Genomic DNA, 20,126 nt, shown 5'->3' on the forward strand with positions numbered 1-20,126 from the left:
ATGTTTGAGTACCCGTTAGTCAAGAAAGTCTCCGTCGTGATACCGGTCTACAACGAGCAGGATAGCCTGCCGGAGCTTCTCCGCCGTACCGATGCGGCCTGCGCGACCCTGAATCGTGACTATGAAATTCTGCTGGTTGATGACGGTAGCAGCGACGACTCCGCGCGCATGCTGGTTGAAGCGGCAGAAGCGCCTGAAAGCCACATCGTGGCGGTACTGCTGAACCGTAACTACGGCCAGCACTCGGCGATTATGGCGGGTTTCAGCCACGTCACTGGCGACCTGATCATCACCCTTGATGCTGACCTGCAAAACCCGCCGGAAGAGATTCCGCGGCTGGTCGAAAAAGCGGATGAAGGCTATGACGTGGTTGGCACCGTGCGCCAGAACCGTCAGGACAGCATCTTCCGTAAAACCGCCTCGAAGATGATTAACCGTCTGATCCAACGGACCACCGGTAAAGCGATGGGCGACTACGGCTGCATGCTGCGCGCCTATCGCCGCCACATTATCGACGCGATGCTCAATTGCCACGAACGCAGCACCTTTATCCCGATTCTGGCGAACACCTTTGCTCGCCGCGCCGTGGAGATCCCGGTGATGCACGCCGAGCGTGAGTTCGGCGACTCGAAATACAGCTTTATGCGCCTGATCAACCTGATGTACGACCTGGTGACCTGTTTAACCACCACGCCGCTGCGTCTTCTGAGCGTGGTCGGCAGCGTCATCGCCGTGCTCGGCTTTGCCTTCTCCATTCTGTTAGTGGTGCTGCGCCTGGCGCTGGGCCCGGAATGGGCGGGGGACGGGGTGTTCATGCTGTTCGCCATTCTGTTCATGTTTATCGGGGCCCAGTTTATCGGCATGGGCCTACTCGGGGAGTATATCGGCCGCATCTACAACGACGTGCGCGCCCGTCCTCGTTACTTTATTCAACGTGTTGTTCGCCAGGAAAATCTGGAATCTGAAGAGGAAAATCGTTAATGAAAGCTGTTGTATTTGCCTATCACGACATGGGTTGCACCGGTATTCAGGCACTGCTGGATGCCGGATACGACATCGAGGCGATCTTCACTCACCCGGATAACGCCGGTGAAAACAACTTCTTTGGCTCCGTCGCCCGTCTGGCGGCCGAACAAGGCATTACCGTCTATGCGCCGGAAGATGTGAACCACCCGCTGTGGGTTGACCGTATTCGTGCGATGGCACCAGAAGTGATTTTCTCCTTCTACTATCGCAACCTGCTGAGCGACGACATCCTCAATCTGGCACCAAAAGGCGCCTTCAACCTGCACGGCTCCCTGCTGCCTAAATACCGTGGCCGCGCGCCGCTGAACTGGGTGCTGGTGAACGGTGAGAAAGAGACCGGCGTCACTCTGCACCGCATGACCCACCGCGCTGATGCGGGCGACATTGTGGCGCAGCAGACCGTCGCCATCGCCGATTCTGACGTGGCGCTGTCGCTGCACCGTAAGCTGTGCGCGGCTTCGCAGACTCTGCTGGGCGATGCGCTGCCAAAAATTCGCAGCGGTCAGACTCAGGAACGTGCGCAGGACGATACTCAGGCGACCTACGTGGGTCGTCGTACCCCAGATGACGGTCGTCTGACCTGGGAAAAACCGGCGCAGGAGCTGCACAACCTGGTGCGCGCGGTGAGCGATCCGTGGCCGGGCGCGTTTGGCTATGTCGGCACCAACAAATTTATCGTCTGGAAATCTCGTGTGCGTACCGATATGGCCGCCGCGAAGCCGGGTACCGTGCTGTCCGTGGCGCCGCTGGTGGTTGCCTGCGGTGAAGGCGCGCTGGAAATCGTCACCGGTCAGAGCGCTAACGGCGTTTACATGCAGGGCACTCAGCTGGCGCCAGCAATGGGCCTGGTGGCCGGTGCGCTGCTCTCCAGCCGTCCGTTTGTGGCGGTGAAGCGTCGTACTCGCGTGCTGATTCTGGGCGTGAACGGCTTTATCGGTAACCACCTGACTGAGCGCCTGCTTGAGGACGACAACTACGAGATTTACGGCCTGGATATTGGCTCTGACGCCATCAGCCGCTTCCTCGACTGCCCGCGCTTCCACTTTGTGGAAGGCGACATCAGCATCCACTCCGAGTGGATCGAGTACCACATTAAGAAATGTGACGTGGTGCTGCCGCTGGTGGCGATTGCGACCCCTATCGAATACACCCGTAACCCGCTGCGCGTGTTCGAGTTAGACTTCGAAGAGAACCTGAAGATTATTCGTGACTGCGTGAAGTACAACAAGCGCATCATCTTCCCGTCGACTTCCGAAGTGTACGGCATGTGCACCGACGCCAACTTCGATGAAGATAACTCCAACCTGGTGGTGGGGCCAATCAGCAAACAGCGTTGGATCTACTCGGTTTCCAAGCAGCTGCTGGACCGCGTGATTTGGGCCTACGGCGACAAAACTGGCCTCAAATTTACCCTGTTCCGTCCGTTTAACTGGATGGGCCCGCGTCTGGATAACCTGAACGCCGCGCGTATCGGTAGCTCCCGTGCCATCACCCAGCTGATCCTCAACCTGGTTGAAGGCTCGCCGATCAAACTGATCGAGGGTGGCAAGCAGAAACGCTGCTTCACCGACATCAGCGACGGTATCGAAGCGCTGTTCCGCATCATCGAAAACAAAGATGGCCGCTGCGATGGGCAGATCATCAACATCGGTAACCCGGACAACGAAGCAAGTATCAAAGAGCTGGCGGAAATGCTGCTCGACTGCTTCGAACGTCACCCGCTGCGCGATCGCTTCCCGCCATTTGCTGGCTTCCGCGAAGTGGAAAGCAGCGACTACTACGGCAAAGGCTATCAGGACGTGGAGCACCGTAAGCCGAGCATCCGTAACGCCAAACGTTGCCTTGACTGGCAGCCAACGGTAGAAATGCAGCAGACCGTTGAAGAGACGCTGGACTTCTTCCTGCGCACGGTTGAACTGACGGATGAAAAATCATCATGAAAAAAGTAGGTTTGCGCGTTGATGTGGACACCTTTCGCGGCACTCGCGAGGGCGTACCACGGCTGATGGCGGTGCTCAAAAAGCACCGCATACAGGCCAGTTTTTTCTTCAGCGTCGGGCCGGATAACATGGGGCGCCACTTGTGGCGCCTGGTAAAACCGAAGTTCTTGTGGAAGATGCTGCGCTCGCGCGCGGCATCGCTGTATGGCTGGGATATTCTCCTCGCCGGCACGGCCTGGCCTGGACGACGTATCGGTGCGGCGAACGCGGAGATTATCCGCAGCGTTGCGCAGGTGCATGAAGTCGGGCTCCACGCCTGGGATCATCACCGCTGGCAGCAGTGGAGCGGCGTGTGGAAAGAGCAGCAGCTGGTGGAAGAGATTGGGCGCGGCTTGCGTGAGCTGGAGTCTATTCTCGGTCGTCCAGTCTCCTGCTCTGCGGTGGCGGGCTGGCGCGCGGATCAGCGCGTGGTGAAGGCCAAAGAGTCGTTTGATTTTCACTACAACAGCGACTGTCGCGGCACGCAGCCGTTTCTTCCGGATCTCGGGAATGGGGAGACGGCTACCGTGCAGATCCCCGTGACGCTGCCAACCTGGGATGAAGCCGTCGGCACTGTGGTCAGCGCGGAAGGCTATAACCGCTGGCTGCTGGAGCAGATCCGCAAAGATACCGGTACGCCGGTTTATACCATTCATGCAGAAGTTGAAGGCGGTGTGTGCGCCGAACAGTTCGATTATCTGCTGACCCTGGCGGCGCAACAGGAGATCCTGTTTTGCCCGCTGAGCCAGCTTCTTCCGGATGACTTCCGTCAGCTCCCGGTTGGGAAGGTGGTACGGGGAGAATTGGCTGGCCGTGAAGGCTGGCTTGGTTGCCAACAACTCTTGAGCCCCGATGTATGAAATCCCTTCGCTACGGTATTTCGTTAGTTGCATTGTTCGTTCTTTACTATCTTCTGCCCCTCAACTTCCGGTTGCTGTGGCAGCCGGATGAAACCCGCTACGCCGAGATCAGCCGAGAAATGCTGGCTACCGGCGACTGGGTTGTGCCGCATTTCCTCGGCCTGCGTTATTTTGAAAAGCCGATTGCGGGCTACTGGATCAACAGCATTGGGCAGTGGCTGTTTGGGCATAACAACTTTGGCGTGCGCTTTGGTTCGGTGTTCTCCGTTACCGTGTCTGCGCTGCTGGTGGCCTGGCTTGCTTGGCGTATCTGGCGCGACAAGAAAGTGGCGGTGTTCTCCGGCGTTATCTTCCTGACGGCGTTCCTGGTCTACGGTATCGGTACCTATGCGGTACTCGACCCGATGATCACCCTGTGGATGACGCTGGCGATGTTCAGCTTCTGGCTGGCCGCGTCGGCGAAAACCACCGGTGAACGCTTCTGGGGCTACGTGCTGCTCGGTATCGCCTGCGGCATGGGGGTGATGACCAAAGGGTTCCTGGCGCTAGCGGTGCCGGTTATCGGTGTGCTGCCGTGGGTTATCGTCCAGAAGCGCTGGCGGGAAGTCCTTATTTGGGGCTGGCTGGCGGTACTGGTATGCGTACTGACCGTGCTGCCTTGGGGGCTGGCGATTGCGCAGCGTGAAGGTGACTTCTGGCGCTACTTCTTCTGGGTTGAGCATATTCAGCGTTTTGCGCAGAGTGACGCTCAGCATAAAGCACCGTTCTGGTACTATCTGCCGTTCCTGATTGCCGGGAGCCTGCCGTGGCTGGCGCTGCTGCCGGGCGCACTGAAGCTCGGCTGGCGCGATCGTCAAGGGCAGGGCAGCGCGTTCTATCTGCTGGGCTGGATAGTGATGCCGTTCCTGTTCTTCAGCATCGCAAAAGGCAAGCTGCCGACCTATATTCTGCCGTGCTTTGGGCCGCTGGCGATGCTGATGGCGCGCTATGCGGTGGATGCGGCAAAAGTGGGCGCGAAGGCGCTGCGGATTAACGGCATTATCAACATCGCCTTCGGCGTGGTGGGTTTGGTGGCAGTGGTTGTCGTGTCGCCGTGGGGGCCGATGAAGCACCCGGTGTGGATGCAGATTGAGCTGTATAAGTGCGTGCTGGCGGCGGTGGCGTTCTTTGTCTGGGCGCTGATGGGCTGGTTGTCTATTAAGTCTACTACGCCGCGCTGGACGCTGGCGGCACTTTGCCCGATGGGGTTAGCGCTGCTGGTGGGCTTTGCGATCCCTGACCGCGTGACCGACAGTAAGCAGCCGCAGTTCCTGGTGGATATTGTGAGCGAGTCGCTGACTCCAAGCCGCTACGTGCTGAGCAACAACGTCGGTATCGCCGCAGGGCTTGCCTGGGAACTGAACCGCAGCGACGTCATCATGTATTCGCAGACGGGCGAGCTGAAATACGGTCTTTCCTATCCGGATGCTAAAGGGCGCTTTATCTCCAGCGAAGATTTCCCGCAGTGGCTGGAGGCGCATCGTCAGGAGGGGCCAATCTCTCTGGTACTGCAACTGCAGCGCAATACCAGAGTGGTGGATCTACCGTTGCCAAAACCGGATGAGGTGTATGTGATGGGCCGTACCGCGTTTATTCAGTATCGTCCGCAATGATCACCTGGGCCTGCCTGCTGCTCGCCAGCTTATTGAGCTGCGTCGGGCAGCTATGTCAGAAACAGGCCACGCGCCCGGCACCCGTCGGGCAGCGTGGGCGTCATCTGCTGACCTGGCTTGGGCTCGCGCTGGCGATGCTCGGGCTGGGGATGCTGCTGTGGCTGCTGGTGTTGCAGCAAATCCCGGTCAGCGTGGCCTACCCGATGCTAAGCCTGAACTTTGTCTGGGTGACGCTGGCGGCCCGTACTATCTGGCGTGAGCCGGTTGGCCGCCGTCACTGGGCGGGCGTTGGGCTGATTATTGTCGGCATTATGTTGCTAGGGAGCAGTGCCTGATGGGGCTTATCTGGGCATTAATGAGCGTTGGGTTGGTGAGCGCCGCCCAACTGACGCTGCGGGTAGCCATGACCACATTGCCATCCGCAGGGCAGCCGCTGGCGTTCTTGCTGCACCTGCTGCATTTCGGCGACGGTACGCTAGCCCTTTTCCTCGGCCTGTTGGGCTACGTCGCGTCGATGGCCTGCTGGTTCTTCGCGCTGAAGCGCCTACCGCTGGCAAAAGCCTACGCCTTATTGAGCCTGAGCTACATGGTGGTGTGGTGTGCCGCTATCTGGTTGCCGGGCTGGCATGAACCTTTCTCCTGGCGCGGTCTGCTGGGCGTGGTGGTGATTATCGCCGGTGTGATTACCATCTTCTGGCCAAACAAACCTTCCCCTACCCCGTAGCCCGGCCAAGCGCAGCGCCGCCGGGGTTAGCTCCGTGCCTCCCCCGGGGTTGGCGTAAACGCCTCGCCCAGGCTACAAAATGTGCAATAATGCTTTTTTTGTTGCATCTATAAGGGATTATCTATGCCAGCAGCTGACGCCGAGGAATCGCTTAGCGGTCTGCGCCTCAACCTGCGTATTGTCTCCATCGTTATCTTCAACTTCGCAAGCTACCTCACCATTGGCCTGCCGCTGGCGGTGCTGCCCGGCTATGTCCACGACGTCATGGGATTCAGCGCATTCTGGGCGGGGCTGGTTATCAGCCTACAATATTTCGCCACGCTGATAAGCCGCCCGCATGCCGGGCGCTATGCCGACCTGCTGGGGCCAAAACGGATCGTGGTGATGGGGCTGTGCGGCTGCTTTCTCAGCGGGTTGAGCTACCTGCTGGCAGCAACGGGCAGCGGCTGGCCGCTGCTCAGTCTGGTGCTGTTGTGTCTGGGACGCGTGATTCTCGGTATCGGCCAAAGCTTTGCCGGTACTGGCTCGACGCTCTGGGGCGTGGGCGTCGTGGGTTCGCCGCATATTGGCCGGGTCATCTCATGGAACGGGATTGTTACCTATGGCGCGATGGCGATGGGCGCACCGCTTGGCGTGGTGTGCTACCGCTACGTTGGTCTACAGGGGCTGGCATTAGCGATTATGGCGGTAGCCGCCGTCGCCATTCTGTGCGCGCTGCCGCGTGCGGAAGTCAAAGCGAAAAAGGGCAAGCCGATGTCTTTTCGCGCGGTGCTGGGGCGCGTCTGGCCTTACGGAATGGCGCTGGCACTCGCTTCTGCGGGCTTTGGGGTGATCGCGACCTTCATCACCCTGTTTTATGACGCGAAAGGCTGGGACGGTGCGGCGTTTGCGCTCACGCTCTTTAGCTGCGCATTCGTAGGGACGCGTCTGCTGTTCCCGAACGGCATTAACCGCCTGGGCGGGCTGAACGTGGCGATGAGCTGCTTCTCGGTGGAGATTGTCGGCCTGCTGCTGGTGGGCGTGGCTGATACGCCGACGATGGCAAAAATCGGCACCTTCTTCGCCGGGGCGGGATTCTCGCTGGTGTTCCCGGCGCTGGGCGTGGTGGCGGTGAAAGCCGTACCACAGCAGAACCAAGGCTCTGCGCTGGCAACCTATACCGTGTTTATGGATTTATCGCTGGGTATTACCGGGCCGCTGGCCGGGCTGATGATGGCGTGGATGGGCATTTCGACGATTTACATTGCCGCTGCGGGGCTGGTGGCGGTGGCATTGCTGCTGGGATGGCGGCTAAAAAAACGGCCTCTGGCGTAAGCTCGCGAGAGGCCGTTTATTGGTCAGCAAAACTTAGTTGATGACCAGGGTATTGATGATTTTCTCAGCGTCAGACTGCGCCTGCTGCTGGTTGTCCGCTGGCAGCGTGATCTGCATGGTCAGCAGTTTGCCATCGATTTTACCCAGTACGACGGAAGAGTACGCGGTTTGCCCTTTAGCAGAGATGATGCTGTCGAGCTGCTGCAGCGTGTGGCCTTTCATCTCGATAGATTTATTGGTCACCACCTGCAACTGCGGGTCGCGGCTGCGCTGCTGATCTTCAAGACGTTTTGCCAGCACCGCTAAATCTTCGGTGGTGTCGTCGCCAACGATGACGATGACCGCTTTCATGCCGGTGGCGTCAGAGTAGACGTGCATGTTGTTGCTCTGGGTGCCCAGCTTACCGCTCTGGTCGGTCATCCCGGCCGGCAGCGTAAAGTTCAGCTTACCGTCTAACAGATTGATTGCCTGACCTGCGGCATCGCTCGCGGCAGCAGAACCTTGTGCAGGGGTGCTGGTGTCGCTGTTGTCACAGGCCGCAAGGCCCATTACCAGCAGGCCAATACCAGCATATTTCACCAATTTGCGCATTGACATCTTCCTTTCGATAAATAGCCATAACGGCTTATCTGCATATCTTATCACAACCCGTGTAATGAACCCTTAACCAGGCTGCATTGCTGACAAATCAGATTTATCTGCCAGCCTTTTCAATAGCATATTCAGCAGTACGCCGTACATCGGCAGGAAGAAAACAATGCTGATCAGCACTTTAAAGCAGTAGTCCACGAGGGCGATTTCTACCCAGTGCGTCGCCATAAACGGGTCGGTGCTGCGCCAGAAAGCGATAAAGAAGAACGCCAGGGTATCGCTGATGTTACCGAACAGCGTGGAGGCCGTCGGTGCAAGCCACCAGTGGCGGCTTTGACGCAGGCGGTTAAACACGTGCACGTCAAGGATCTGCCCCAGGGCATAGGCCATAAAGCTGGCGGCAGCGATACGGGCCACGAACAGGTTAAAGTGCGCCAGCGCGCCGAAGCCCTGCCATTCGCCCATATAGAACAGCGATGAAATCACGTAGGAGATCAGCAGCGCCGGGGCCATCACCGCGAAAACGATACGGCGAGCCAGCGGTGCGCCAAAGATTCGCACGGTCAGGTCAGTCGCAAGGAAGATAAACGGAAAGCTAAACGCGCCCCAGGTGGTGTGGAAGCCGAAGATAGAGACCGGCAGCTGCACCAGATAGTTACTGGAGGTGATCACCAGCAGGTGAAATAGCGATAGCCAAACCAGCGCATGTCGGCGCTGTAAGGAGGTAAAGGGCGTCATATTGTACCTTTTTAGTGGTTGGGGTGAGGGAACCCAATAAAGTCTGCAAACTCATTGCAGGGGCGGAATGATACTGCTTTCCCGTTTCATTGCAATGGTTGTTTTTCGCGCAATCGTTAACCTGGTTGCGTTGAGGCAGGGTCAGCGTAAACTAAGCGCGTTTTTTCTGACGACGAGATGCTCATGACCGATTTGTTTTCCAGCCCCGACCACACCTTAGACGCGCAAGGGCTGCGCTGCCCGGAACCGGTAATGATGGTGCGTAAAACCGTGCGGACGATGCCGGTGGGGGAAACGCTGCTGATTATTGCCGACGATCCCGCCACCACGCGCGATATCCCCGGCTTTTGCCGCTTTATGGAACATGAGCTGATTGCTCAGCAGACCGAGTCAGTGCCGTACCAGTATTTGCTGCGTAAGCGCCATTAATCGGCACCAATAATCCCGTAGCCCGGCCAAGCGAAGCGCCGCCGGGAATGGCATCGAGCCAACCCGGGGTCGGCGTAAACGCCTCGCCCGGGCTACCGATTTAGACCCGTAGCCCGGCCAAGCGAAGCGCCGCCGGGAAAGGGCACCGAACCGACCCTATTACGCGCTAAACTTCCCGCGAAGTAACCGCAGCGCATTCAGCGTCACCAGTACCGTCGCACCGGTATCCGCCAGCACCGCCAGCCACAACCCGGTCATGCCGAGCAGCGTGGTGATAAGGAAAATCCCCTTCAGCCCCAGCGCTATGGCGATGTTTTGCCGAACGTTAGCGTGGGTAGCACGAGCCAGGCGAATCATCTGCACCAGCCCGGTCAGACGGTTATGCGTCAGCGCCGCATCGGCGGTTTCCAGCGCCACGTCGGTGCCGCTGCCCATCGCGATGCCCATCGCCGCAGCCTTCATCGCCGGAGCGTCGTTAATCCCGTCGCCCACCATCGCCAGCGGCCCCTGAGCGTTCAGCGCCGTGACTTCACTGACCTTATCGGCAGGCAGCAGGTTGGCGCGGTAGGCCATACCTAACTCATCGGCAATGGCGGCAGCAGCGCGCGGATTGTCCCCGGTCAGAATGATGCCCTGAATGCCTAATTCACGCAGGCCATCGACCGCCTGACGCGCCTCCTGACGCACGGTGTCTCGCAGCGCTACAATCCCCAGCAGGGTATCGTCACGGGTAATGAGCACCACGGTGTTGCCCTGGCTTTCCAATTGTTGGATCTCATCCTGATGATCCGGCGTCGGGAACTTGCCTGCGGCGCAGATAACGATGCGCTGCCCATCGACGCTGGCCTCAATACCAGAACCGACGAGCGTACGCTGCTCAATGGCCTGTGGAATGGTCAGTTCACGCTGCAGCGCCTCGCGCACCACGGCCTGCGCCAGCGGGTGGGTAGAACCCTGTTCCACCGCAGCGGCCAGCGTCAGCAGGTTGTCTTCGCTCAGTTCGGCGGTTGGGATAATCGTGGTCACCTGCGGTTTGCCGAGCGTCAGGGTGCCGGTTTTATCAAAGGCCATCTGGGTGATGCGGCCCAACTGCTCCAGCGCCGCACCGCCTTTAATCAGCGCGCCGTGACGCGCAGCGGTGGCAAGGCCTGAGGTAATCGCTGCCGGAGTCGAGATAACCAGCGCGCACGGGCAGCCAATCAGCAGCAGCGTCAGCCCTTTATAGATCCACTCCTCCCACGAGGCGGCAAACAGCAGCGGTGGCACCAGCGTCACCAGCAGCGCGACGGCCATAATCGCCGGGGTATAGATGCGGCTGAAACGGTCGATAAAGCGCTCGATAGGTGCGCGACGTTCCTCGGCTTCTTCAATCAGGCGCAGGATACGGTCGATGGCGCTGTCGCCAGGCTTCGAAATAACACTCAGCTGTACCAGGCGGTCGGCGCTGGTAGCCCCTGCTGGGACGCTCTCGCCCGCGCTGCGTTCCACCGGAATGGACTCGCCGGTTAACGCGCTTTCATCAAAGCTGGCGAACGGGGTGATGAGCTTCCCGTCGGCAGGCAAGCGCCCACCGGCGGCGACTTCAATCACGTCACCCGGCTGGAGATCCTTCTGCGCCACGGTTTCACGCTGGCCGTCACGTACACGCACGGCGGTGTCAGGCTTCAGCGCCATCAGCGCGCTCACGCCCTGACGCGCGCGGTTTGCGGCCCAGCCTTCCAATCTTTCACCGATTAAGAACAGCAGCAGCACCATTGCCGCTTCCGCCGTTGCGCCGATAAACAGTGCGCCGATGGCCGCGACGCTCATCAGTGTTTCAATGGCGAACCAGCTGCCGCTTTTCATCAGGCGCAGCGCCTGGCGGGCGATAGGGTAAAGGCCGACCAGCGTGGTGGCGATAAAGGCCAGGTTGCCGAGTGGATGGTTGAACTGCTCCAGCCCCCAGCTAATCGCCATCATCACGGCGAGCGCGATAAGCGGCAGGTTCTCCCGCCAGCGCGAGGTGTTTTCCTCTGCCTTCGGTTCGCTGTCGCTACGCAGCGAATAGCCTGCGGCGCTCACCGCTTTCTCCACCTGGGTGCGGATGTCGTCATCGGCATCAACCAGCAGCTTTTCGGTGGCGAACAGCACTTTAACCTGCTTCACGCCAGCGACCTGGCTTACCGCCGTTTCGACTTTACGGGCGCAGGCGGCGCAGTCCATGCCGTTGACGACCCAGCTATAGCGGGCGTCCAGCGTCGGTTCTACCGCGGGTTCAGCCGTTGCGCATTGGCTTTCGCAGCAGCAGTCGTCCTGCGGTTGTGGCGCAGGCGCGAGCTTAAAAGATGAGAATTGGGGGGCTTTATTGTTACGTGTCTCTGGAGTCGACATCGTATCCTCCGATTAATGATCGTTGCTTCATTAAGCGCAGCATACACTCTGGAGTCGACTCCAGAGTCAAGCGGGAAATTACAGGTAAAGCGCGCGAACGATAAAGAAGTGCCCAGCAAAGTAGCAGGCGGCGTAAATCGCCGTATCCGCGCGGAAACGGCAGCGATATTTGCTCACCAGCCAGATAATGTTACCCAGCAGCAGTAAACCGGCACCGAAGAAACCGGAGAGCGCGGTGTCCGTTGGACGCATAAACCACAGCTCGCCCGCGACCCAGACCATCATCAGCGTCATGGCGATAAAGGCCAGCACCGGTAGACGCATCTCTTCAAGCCGCGTCCAGATAACCGCCAACCAGAGCACGCCAATCACCAGCAGCACCACCGGTAGCGGCCAGAAGAAGGTGAAGGTCAGCTGTCCGGCAAACCAGATGGTGTACAGCAGATGCGATAGGAAAAACGCGCCGACGGCATACAGCATACGCTGACGTGGCAACAGCGTGAGGGCATCGCCGACCAACGAAGCGCACAAGCCCGCCAGCACCAGATAGCTGATGGCGTTAAACATCGGCGCCTGCCAGGCGAGAAACAGGAGTAAAATTAAGGTGATAGGTTTGAATGCCCAGCGCTGCCAGGCGGGCCCACGGTAGGCGGCATCCACGTAGAGCCAGCCTGAGAAGAATACTGCGATAAACGACCAAAGCATAATAAGTCCCTGTATCTGTTATCTTAATGGGTACTGTACTGCCAGTCTTGAATGTCCAGTGTAGTAGCCGTAGCCGCCAGATGACAATGGCAGACTGCGCCGTTTACTATGATTTGCGTAAATTCTTAAGAGAACCTGAAATGAGCAAGATGCCGCTTTTTTTCATCGTCGTTGTTGCCATTATCGTCGTGGCCGCGTCGTTCCGCTTCGTCCAGCAGCGCCGGGAAAAAATGGATAACGATGCCGCCCCGCTGATGCAAAAGCGGGTGGTGGTGACGAACAAGCGCGAAAAGGTGCTGAACGATCGCCGTTCGCGTCAGCAGACGGTGGCACCAGCCGGTAGTGACATGCGTTATGACGTCAGTTTTAAGCCGGAGCTGGGCGGGCTAGAGGTGAGTTTCCGCGTTGAGGCCGAGCAGTATCATCAGCTGACGGTGGGGGATAAGGGAACGCTGAGCTACAAAGGTTCGCGCTTTGTTGACTTTAAGGCTGAATAGGGGCTATATCGCCCATTGATGCGGTTGTGTCAGAGGGCGATAATATTTTATATACTGGTACTCATAATACTGTTCCCCAGATATATAGGTGTTAAATATTAATTCTTTCGTATGCATATATCCTGGGTAATATTTTTAATTTATTTTTTGTTGCAGTTAAAAATATAAAGTTAGTCACTATTTCTTTTTTGCGCTATAGATATCTTTATTTTTTGATATGAATAATACGCCAGTTTTATTACGGGCAGTTATTACTCGTATCTATGCATAAGGAAATTATATGGCAAATACAATGTGGTTAACGCTAAATGGTCAATCTCAGGGATTGATTTCGGCGGGCTGCTCTACCGTTGATTCAATTGGAAATAAAGCCCAGTTGGCGCACTGCGATCAGATTATGGTCATGGCAATTTCACATGGGATGAACCGTGAGCAGAATGTGAGTCATCAGTCATTGACGATGGTGAAACCAGTGGATAAAGCTTCGCCATTGCTGGGTAAAGCTATCAATGATAATGAAGAGCTCACCTGCGAATTTACCTTTTACCGAACGAACCGGATGGGCTTTAACGAGCTTTATTACACGATAAAATTAACGAAAGCCAGAATATCCAGCATTCATCTTCACGTCCCACATACTATTGATGATAGCGCCGGGCAACCCGAGGAATCAATTGAGCTGTCTTATGAGTCAATCAGTTGGGATCATCATATAGCGGGAACCAGCGCATATAGCTTGTGGGAAGAACGTATCTTTTAAGGGAATGTATATGGTTGGTTATATCGATTGGATTGATCAAAACTCAAAGGACCTGCTTAGAGGAAACAACTGGCAGCTTGCCAGGCGCTTTGAGGACGATATCCGGGCGCTTAAGCAGCGGCTAGATAAAGATGCACAACACGTTATGCTGCTGTCTCTGGAGGAAGCACAGGATGTTATTGACGATCTGCTAAAAAGCAACGCCATGTCGTCGGCTACCACCTATGCAGGAAATATTAAGGATGCCGCAGGCGGTGCGGCAAATATTGTGAAACTGATTTCATATAAAGATGCCGGGAAGATTGTTTTTACGCTTACGGGGTTGGGGATTAAGGCCGTTCAATACTCGTATGGTGGGAAAATGTATGTGAAAATTACCGGCTATCCTTCCTTGCGGCGAATTCTTAATGGGACCCGCTATCGCGCCAATCACCCCAAGCTTCTGGAGTTAGGGATTGGTAAAGCAGGTGTTCAAGCTGGCATAGTTTCAGGAGCACGGTTTTGCATCTGGTTTTCAGCCTGCTGGCGGCTTGTCGAGTTAATTTTTAGATCTGACCACGATGTCGCGGCCTTTCTGGGAAACATTACCATGGATATAGCCAAGGTGATTGTGACGGTTTTTGTTACTAAGGTGGTTGTTGGGGGAGTGGCATCACTGGCAACGGCATTTTCAGCAAGTTTGGTTGTGCCTATATGGGGGGAGATTTTTTTTGTTGTTGTTCTTGGTTTTGCTATTGCTTATGAATTGAATGATTATGATTATAATAATGAATTATCCAAAAAGTTGATTGAATGTATTCGTGATGGGATAGAAAAACAGCAGGGTATTAATGAATGGAATCAGAAAAACTCATCGATATTTTCCCAGTCTTTATTGCGTGGTGATTATTAAAATGGATGTTTATACACATATAAAAAACAGAGGTGTAATACTAACGGGGTCAGCAATTATCTCTTATGTAACTTATTCTACCTATAGTAGTTGTATCGTTGAAGTTATGAATGTCGTAAACTTGCGTAGTATTATATATTTTTACTTCCAATCCCTATCATTAGTGCTTTTTGTGCCGACTGCGGTCTATTTTGTTTTTCTTTTTATGTCTGCTTTTTTTTCAAGGAATCTGGCACCCAACAAGATACTCCATCGAGGGATGAATATTGCACTGGGTTATGGAGGAGTAGCCCTTGTGTTAGGTACTGTTACCTCAATCATCACCCCATTTTATCTACTTAGTTCTGGCCATGTCTACTGCTACAGTGGTGGGCCATTTTCAGGCATTTATTACACTAAAAATGAATCTATTTGCGAGCAGATGAAAACTGCCTGGGATAACGGAGGAGTTAAGGGAATTAACAAGCTTAATGATAGGCTGGATTCCATCACTTTTTCCAGATCGATATTGCGAAGGAGTTAGTGATTTGGATTTTTATACTCATATAAAAAATAGATGCATAATATTGGCTGGCTCAGCAATTATCTCGTATGTGACCTATTCTATCTATAGTAGTTGTATCGTTGAGATTATGAGTGTCGTAAATTCCAGGAGTATTATCTATCTTTTCTGGCCTGCCGTGCCTTTAGTGCTTTGTGTGCCAACTGCGGTTTATTTTGTTTTTCTTTTTATGTCTGCCTTTTTTTCAAGGACATTGAAGCCTAACAAAATACTCCATAGAGGGATGAATATTGCACTGGGTTATGGTGTGGTTGTCACTGTTCTTGGTGTTGTCATCTCTATTATCATTCCATTTAACCTGTTCAGCACTGGCTATGTGTATTGCCAGGGTGGAGGTCCATTTTCAGGTATTATGTACACAAAAAATGAATCAGTTTGCGAGCAGGTGAAAATTATCTGGGATAGCAAGGATAAGGGTGTCAAAGAAATTAAAGAACTTAACGATAAACTTGATGCCATCCAGCCACATCAATAACAGCATCGCCATATTTGAAGCCCGATGAGTAAAATCGCATCGGGCAGTTCTATTGCTACTTCTTCTTCAAGCTCGCGCCAATTTTCTTCTGCCACACCAGCAGTTCAAACACGCCGAACAGGAAGATACGGACTTTCTCGCCGCGGCTCATCTGCGGGCCATCTTTCGGCATTGTCGACTGCAGCAGCGCCATTTGCATGCCGTGCATCAGCACCATAAAGATCAGCGCGACGTTAACGAAGATATTCAGCGGGCGGGGGAACGGGTGAACCAGGTTCAGCACCAGAAACGCCCATACGCACAGCATCAGCGCGCGTCCAAGATTAATCAGCATCACTTTCTCCCTGCACTTCACGATGATAGAGACGATAGGCAACCTGACCGGCAATTTTTTCCCGATGCAGATCCCAACTGACCGGCACCGGAGGCAGACCGTTTTCGACTTCGCTTTCGACGTAGATCAGCGCGTTATTGGCCAGCCAACCGTTGGTTTCCAGTAAGTTTAACGTCTCTTCCAGTAATCCTTTACGGAATGGCGGATCGACAAAAATAATATCATGCGGCGTGCCGCTCTGAGCGAGGAAGGCGAGGGTGTTCGTATTCACCACTTTGCCCTGCGCGGCGTTCAGCGTGGCGAGGTTCTTTTGCAGCTGTTGGGCCACCGAACGCTCCATCTCCAGCAGCGTGGCGCTGGCGGCATAGCGGGAGAGTGCTTCCAGCCCTAACGCACCGCTTCCGGCGAAGCAGTCCAGGCAGCGGGCATCCACCATTGAGGGGGCCAGCCAGTTGAAGAGGGTCTCACGTACGCGATCGGTGGTGGGCCTGAGACCTGGGCTATCAGGTACGGGGAGTTTACGGCCGCGCCACTGCCCGCCAATAATGCGGATCTGGCCCATACCGCCGGAAGTTGGTTTTTTCATTTGCTTGCTCTGGTCGCTCTTTCGGCCTGCTATTCTAGCTTTCTGCCCTGCCGGGTGAAAGCGGTGAAGCCAGGGAAGTTAAGTGGTAGACTAACCGACTAATTTCATCATTATTTTAGCCTTCGCGTCGATTATGGCGAAGTGGCGCCATCAAAAACAGCGGGGAGTGTGGTTGCAAATGGCAAAAGAAAAAAAACGTGGCTTTTTTTCCTGGCTGGGCTTTGGGCAGAAAGAACAGGATCAGGTCGTTGAATCAGAAGAAAAAATTGAAGAGCAGCCGGTAGCTGAAACGCCGACTGTTGAGCCTGAAACGGCAGTTGAAGAGACGCCGTACGTCGAAGAAGCGCAGGCGTCTGCTGAAGAAACCGCTGAACCACACACCCTCGCGGAAAGCGAAGCGTTCGCCGAAGAGGTGGTGGAAGTCACCGAACAGGTTGTTGAACGCGAAATCGCGGAAACCGTAGCGGTTGAAGACATTCAGCCAGAAGTGGTTGAAGCCGTTGAGCCGGTTGCTGAAGCACAGCCAGAAGTGGTTGAAGCCGTTGAGCCGGTTGTTGAAGTACAGCCAGAAGTGGTCGAAACCGTTGAGCCGGTTGCCGAAGTGCAGCCTGAAGTGGTTGAAGTCGTTGAGCCGGTTGCTGAAGTGCAGCCGGAAGTGGTTGAAGTCGTTGAGCCAGTGGCTGAAGTACTGCCAGAAGCGGTTGAAGAGAGTGAACCAGAAGCCATTGACGAGCTGACCGACGAAGAGTTGGAAGCGCAGGCGCTTGCCGTCGAGTCGGAAAACGACGCGGTGGAAGAAGAAGCGGCCGTTGAAGCACCGGCGGATGACGCACAGCAGGAGCAGGAAAAACCAACCAAAGAAGGTTTCTTCGCGCGCCTGAAACGCAGCCTGTTAAAAACCAAAGAAAACCTCGGTTCCGGATTTATCAGTCTATTCCGCGGCAAGAAAATCGACGACGATCTGTTTGAAGAGCTGGAAGAGCAGCTGCTGATTGCCGACGTCGGCGTCGAAACCACCCGTAAGATCATCAATAGCCTGACCGAAACCGCCAGCCGTAAACAGCTGCGCGATGCCGAAGCGCTGTACGGTCTGTTGAAAGATGAAATGGGTGAAATCCTCGCAAAAGTAGATGAACCGCTTAATATTGAAGGCAAAACGCCATTCGTTATTTTGATGGTCGGCGTGAACGGCGTGGGTAAAACCACCACCATCGGCAAGCTGGCGCGTCAGTTCGAGCAGCAGGGCAAAACGGTGATGCTGGCGGCGGGTGATACCTTCCGCGCGGCGGCGGTTGAGCAGCTGCAGGTCTGGGGCCAGCGCAACAATATTCCGGTTATCGCACAGCACACCGGTGCGGATTCCGCTTCGGTCATTTTCGATGCCATTCAGGCGGCGAAAGCGCGTAACGTTGATGTACTGATTGCTGATACCGCAGGGCGCTTGCAGAATAAATCGCACCTGATGGAAGAGCTGAAGAAAATTGTTCGCGTGATGAAAAAGCTCGACGTCGACGCGCCGCATGAAGTCATGCTGACCATCGACGCCAGCACCGGGCAGAACGCCATCAGCCAGGCCAAACTGTTCCACGAGGCCGTTGGCCTGACCGGCATCACGTTGACTAAACTCGACGGTACCGCCAAGGGCGGGGTGATATTCTCCGTGGCGGATCAGTTCGGCATTCCGATTCGCTATATCGGCGTCGGTGAACGTATTGAGGACTTACGTCCGTTTAAAGCGGGCGATTTTATTGAGGCACTTTTTGCCCGAGAGGATTAATCATGATTCGCTTTGAACACGTCAGCAAAGCCTATCTCGGCGGGAGACAAGCGCTGCAGGGAGTGACATTCCACATGCAGCCAGGCGAGATGGCATTCCTGACCGGCCACTCCGGCGCGGGTAAAAGTACCCTGCTGAAGCTTATCTGTGGGATTGAGCGGCCGAGCGCGGGGAAAATTTACTTCGGCGGGCACGACATTAGCCGCCTGAAGAACCGTGAGGTGCCGTTTTTACGTCGCCAGATCGGCATGATTTTCCAGGATCACCATCTGCTGATGGACAGAACCGTATTTGATAACGTGGCGATCCCGCTGATCATCGCGGGCGCCAGCGCGGACGATATTCGTCGTCGCGTCTCGGCGGCGCTGGACAAAGTCGGGCTGCTTGATAAAGCGAGAAACTTCCCGATTCAGCTCTCCGGCGGTGAACAACAGCGCGTGGGCATTGCCCGTGCGGTGGTGAACAAGCCTGCGGTACTGCTGGCGGATGAACCGACGGGCAACCTGGATAACGCGTTGTCGGAAGGCATTTTGCGACTGTTCGAAGAGTTTAACCGCGTTGGGGTAACGGTGCTGATGGCGACGCACGACATTGGGCTTATCTCCAGCCGTTCTTACCGCATGCTGACGCTGAGCGACGGCCACATGCATGGAGGCCACACCGGTGAATAAGCGCGACGCAATCAACCAAATTCGCCAGTTCGGCGGGCGACTCGACCGCTTGCGTAAATCGGTCTCCTCATCAGGTGACGGCGGGCGCAATGCGCCGAAGCGCGGCAAACCCGCGCCAAAACCGAACTCGCGTAAAACCAATGTTTTCAACGAGCAGGTACGCTATGCCTGGCAGGGCGCGCTGCAGGATCTGAAAAGCAAACCGCTGGCGACCTTCCTGACGGTGATGGTTATCGCCATCTCCCTGACGCTGCCAAGCGTCTGCTATATGGTCTACAAAAACGTCAACACGGCGGCTTCGCAGTACTACCCCTCTCCACAGATCACCGTCTATCTGGAGAAAACGCTGGATGACGATGCGGCGGCGAAAGTGGTGGGTCAACTGCAGGCTGAGCAGGGCGTGGACAAGGTGAATTACCTCTCCCGCGACGAAGCATTGGGCGAATTCCGCAACTGGTCGGGCTTTGGCGGCGCGCTGGATATGCTGGAAGAGAACCCGCTGCCTGCGGTGGCGGTCGTTATCCCGAAAATCGACTTCCAGACCACCGACGCGCTGAACACGCTGCGTGACCGCGTGGCGCAGATTCAGGGCGTCAACGAAGTGCGCATGGATGACAGCTGGTTTGCACGTCTGGCTTCCATTACCGGGCTGGTAGGTCGCGTGTCGGCGATGATCGGTGTGCTGATGGTGGCGGCGGTGTTCCTTGTCATCGGTAACAGCGTGCGTCTGAGTATCTTTGCGCGTCGTGATACCATCAACGTGCAGAAGCTGATTGGGGCAACCGACGGGTTTATCCTGCGTCCGTTCCTGTACGGCGGTGCGCTGTTGGGCTTCTCCGGCGCGTTCCTATCGCTGATTCTGTCGGAAATTCTGGTGATGCGACTGTCGTCGGCGGTCACCGAAGTGGCGCGCGTATTCGGTACCCAGTTTGAGCTGAACGGCCTGTCGTTTGACGAGTGTCTGCTGTTGCTGCTGGTTAGCTCGATGATCGGTTGGGTAGCAGCCTGGCTTGCCACGGTACAACATTTACGCCACTTTACTCCCGATTAAAAAAGTTCTGTTATACTCTTCCCCTGCGACGACTTCCGTCCGCAGGGGATGCGTTTTAAACCCCATCTTTCTGCCCTCGCGGCCTATCGCGTGTCACATTTTGTGCGTAATTTGTTCACACGGTTGCATTGAA

The 20,126-nt window shown here is 55.7% G+C and carries 21 protein-coding genes; 15 read left to right on the plus strand and 6 right to left on the minus strand.

What is annotated here, in order from left to right:
- From arnC to V6944_RS05095, 7 genes are all read left to right on the plus strand, one after another.
- Complete coding sequence (gene arnC / locus V6944_RS05065; protein WP_220440208.1) at positions 1-981, plus strand: undecaprenyl-phosphate 4-deoxy-4-formamido-L-arabinose transferase; 981 nt, start codon at positions 1-3, stop codon at positions 979-981.
- Complete coding sequence (gene arnA, locus V6944_RS05070; RefSeq protein WP_333498138.1) at positions 981-2,966, plus strand: bifunctional UDP-4-amino-4-deoxy-L-arabinose formyltransferase/UDP-glucuronic acid oxidase ArnA; 1,986 nt, start codon at positions 981-983, stop codon at positions 2,964-2,966. Before arnC ends, arnA begins: the two co-directional genes overlap by 1 nt.
- Positions 2,963-3,865: a 4-deoxy-4-formamido-L-arabinose-phosphoundecaprenol deformylase gene (gene arnD, locus V6944_RS05075; RefSeq protein WP_333498139.1), complete on the plus strand. Its 903-nt coding sequence runs from the start codon at positions 2,963-2,965 to the stop codon at positions 3,863-3,865. Before arnA ends, arnD begins: the two co-directional genes overlap by 4 nt.
- On the plus strand, positions 3,862-5,517 hold the full coding sequence (gene arnT / locus V6944_RS05080) for a lipid IV(A) 4-amino-4-deoxy-L-arabinosyltransferase (protein WP_333498140.1): 1,656 nt from the start codon (positions 3,862-3,864) through the stop codon (positions 5,515-5,517). The genes arnD and arnT overlap by 4 nt, the downstream gene beginning before the upstream one ends.
- Complete coding sequence (gene arnE / locus V6944_RS05085) at positions 5,514-5,852, plus strand: 4-amino-4-deoxy-L-arabinose-phosphoundecaprenol flippase subunit ArnE (protein ID WP_333498141.1); 339 nt, start codon at positions 5,514-5,516, stop codon at positions 5,850-5,852. Before arnT ends, arnE begins: the two co-directional genes overlap by 4 nt.
- Positions 5,852-6,241, plus strand: a complete 390-nt coding sequence (arnF, locus tag V6944_RS05090; protein WP_333498142.1) for a 4-amino-4-deoxy-L-arabinose-phosphoundecaprenol flippase subunit ArnF — start codon at positions 5,852-5,854, stop codon at positions 6,239-6,241. The genes arnE and arnF overlap by 1 nt, the downstream gene beginning before the upstream one ends.
- A 123-nt stretch (positions 6,242-6,364) precedes the next feature.
- A complete protein-coding gene (locus tag V6944_RS05095) occupies positions 6,365-7,555 on the plus strand; it encodes an MFS transporter (RefSeq protein ID WP_333498143.1) in 1,191 nt (396 codons plus the stop codon).
- A 33-nt stretch (positions 7,556-7,588) separates the two neighbouring features.
- Here V6944_RS05095 and V6944_RS05100 read toward each other — a convergent pair whose 3' ends face one another.
- Together V6944_RS05100 and V6944_RS05105 are read right to left on the minus strand one after the other, a co-directional pair.
- Positions 7,589-8,146, minus strand: coding sequence for a DcrB family lipoprotein (locus tag V6944_RS05100; RefSeq protein ID WP_333498144.1), 558 nt, complete (start codon positions 8,144-8,146; stop codon positions 7,589-7,591).
- Between the two features lie 72 nt (positions 8,147-8,218).
- Positions 8,219-8,884 (minus strand): 7-cyano-7-deazaguanine/7-aminomethyl-7-deazaguanine transporter, encoded by a 666-nt coding sequence (locus tag V6944_RS05105; RefSeq protein WP_185667371.1) that lies wholly within the window; start codon positions 8,882-8,884, stop codon positions 8,219-8,221.
- Positions 8,885-9,067: 183 nt separating this feature from the next.
- Here V6944_RS05105 and tusA point away from each other — a divergent pair, with 183 nt between their 5' ends.
- Positions 9,068-9,313, plus strand: coding sequence for a sulfurtransferase TusA (tusA, locus tag V6944_RS05110; RefSeq protein WP_185667370.1), 246 nt, complete (start codon positions 9,068-9,070; stop codon positions 9,311-9,313).
- Positions 9,314-9,472: 159 nt separating this feature from the next.
- On the opposite strand, the gene zntA is transcribed toward tusA, so the two are convergent.
- Positions 9,473-11,683, minus strand: coding sequence for a Zn(II)/Cd(II)/Pb(II) translocating P-type ATPase ZntA (gene zntA, locus V6944_RS05115; RefSeq protein ID WP_333498145.1), 2,211 nt, complete (start codon positions 11,681-11,683; stop codon positions 9,473-9,475).
- A gap of 78 nt (positions 11,684-11,761) precedes the next feature.
- Positions 11,762-12,388, minus strand: coding sequence for a lysoplasmalogenase (locus tag V6944_RS05120; RefSeq protein WP_333498146.1), 627 nt, complete (start codon positions 12,386-12,388; stop codon positions 11,762-11,764).
- A 140-nt stretch (positions 12,389-12,528) separates the two neighbouring features.
- Here V6944_RS05120 and V6944_RS05125 point away from each other — a divergent pair, with 140 nt between their 5' ends.
- The 4 genes from V6944_RS05125 to V6944_RS05140 all read left to right on the plus strand — a co-directional run bounded on the left by V6944_RS05125 (position 12,529) and on the right by V6944_RS05140 (position 15,574).
- A complete protein-coding gene (locus tag V6944_RS05125; RefSeq protein ID WP_333498147.1) occupies positions 12,529-12,885 on the plus strand; it encodes a DUF2500 domain-containing protein in 357 nt (118 codons plus the stop codon).
- Between the two features lie 280 nt (positions 12,886-13,165).
- Positions 13,166-13,645 carry an Hcp family type VI secretion system effector gene (locus tag V6944_RS05130; RefSeq protein ID WP_333498148.1) on the plus strand — a complete coding sequence of 160 codons (480 nt, stop codon included), beginning with the start codon at positions 13,166-13,168 and terminating at the stop codon, positions 13,643-13,645.
- Positions 13,646-13,655: 10 nt separating this feature from the next.
- Positions 13,656-14,537 carry a hypothetical protein gene (locus V6944_RS05135; RefSeq protein WP_333498149.1) on the plus strand — a complete coding sequence of 294 codons (882 nt, stop codon included), beginning with the start codon at positions 13,656-13,658 and terminating at the stop codon, positions 14,535-14,537.
- Between the two features lie 470 nt (positions 14,538-15,007).
- Positions 15,008-15,574, plus strand: coding sequence for a hypothetical protein (locus V6944_RS05140; RefSeq protein ID WP_333498150.1), 567 nt, complete (start codon positions 15,008-15,010; stop codon positions 15,572-15,574).
- Positions 15,575-15,629: 55 nt separating this feature from the next.
- On the opposite strand, the gene V6944_RS05145 is transcribed toward V6944_RS05140, so the two are convergent.
- Both V6944_RS05145 and rsmD read right to left on the minus strand, forming a co-directional pair.
- Complete coding sequence (locus tag V6944_RS05145; protein WP_035894809.1) at positions 15,630-15,908, minus strand: DUF1145 family protein; 279 nt, start codon at positions 15,906-15,908, stop codon at positions 15,630-15,632.
- A complete protein-coding gene (gene rsmD, locus V6944_RS05150; RefSeq protein ID WP_333498151.1) occupies positions 15,898-16,494 on the minus strand; it encodes a 16S rRNA (guanine(966)-N(2))-methyltransferase in 597 nt (198 codons plus the stop codon). Before rsmD ends, V6944_RS05145 begins: the two co-directional genes overlap by 11 nt.
- Before the next feature lie 178 nt (positions 16,495-16,672).
- Here rsmD and ftsY point away from each other — a divergent pair, with 178 nt between their 5' ends.
- The 3 genes from ftsY to ftsX are packed head-to-tail and all read left to right on the plus strand — an operon-like array spanning position 16,673 to position 19,993.
- Positions 16,673-18,271 carry a signal recognition particle-docking protein FtsY gene (gene ftsY, locus V6944_RS05155; protein ID WP_333498152.1) on the plus strand — a complete coding sequence of 533 codons (1,599 nt, stop codon included), beginning with the start codon at positions 16,673-16,675 and terminating at the stop codon, positions 18,269-18,271.
- Between the two features lie 2 nt (positions 18,272-18,273).
- The gene (gene ftsE / locus V6944_RS05160; protein WP_220440220.1) at positions 18,274-18,942 is read left to right on the plus strand and encodes a cell division ATP-binding protein FtsE; all 669 of its coding nucleotides are present in this window, start codon (positions 18,274-18,276) and stop codon (positions 18,940-18,942) included.
- Positions 18,935-19,993, plus strand: a complete 1,059-nt coding sequence (gene ftsX / locus V6944_RS05165) for a permease-like cell division protein FtsX (RefSeq protein WP_333498153.1) — start codon at positions 18,935-18,937, stop codon at positions 19,991-19,993. The genes ftsE and ftsX overlap by 8 nt, the downstream gene beginning before the upstream one ends.
- Positions 19,994-20,126 lie beyond the last annotated feature (133 nt).

It is taken from the genome of Kluyvera sp. CHPC 1.2972 (genome assembly GCF_036759925.1).
Lineage (GTDB): Bacteria > Pseudomonadota > Gammaproteobacteria > Enterobacterales > Enterobacteriaceae > Kluyvera.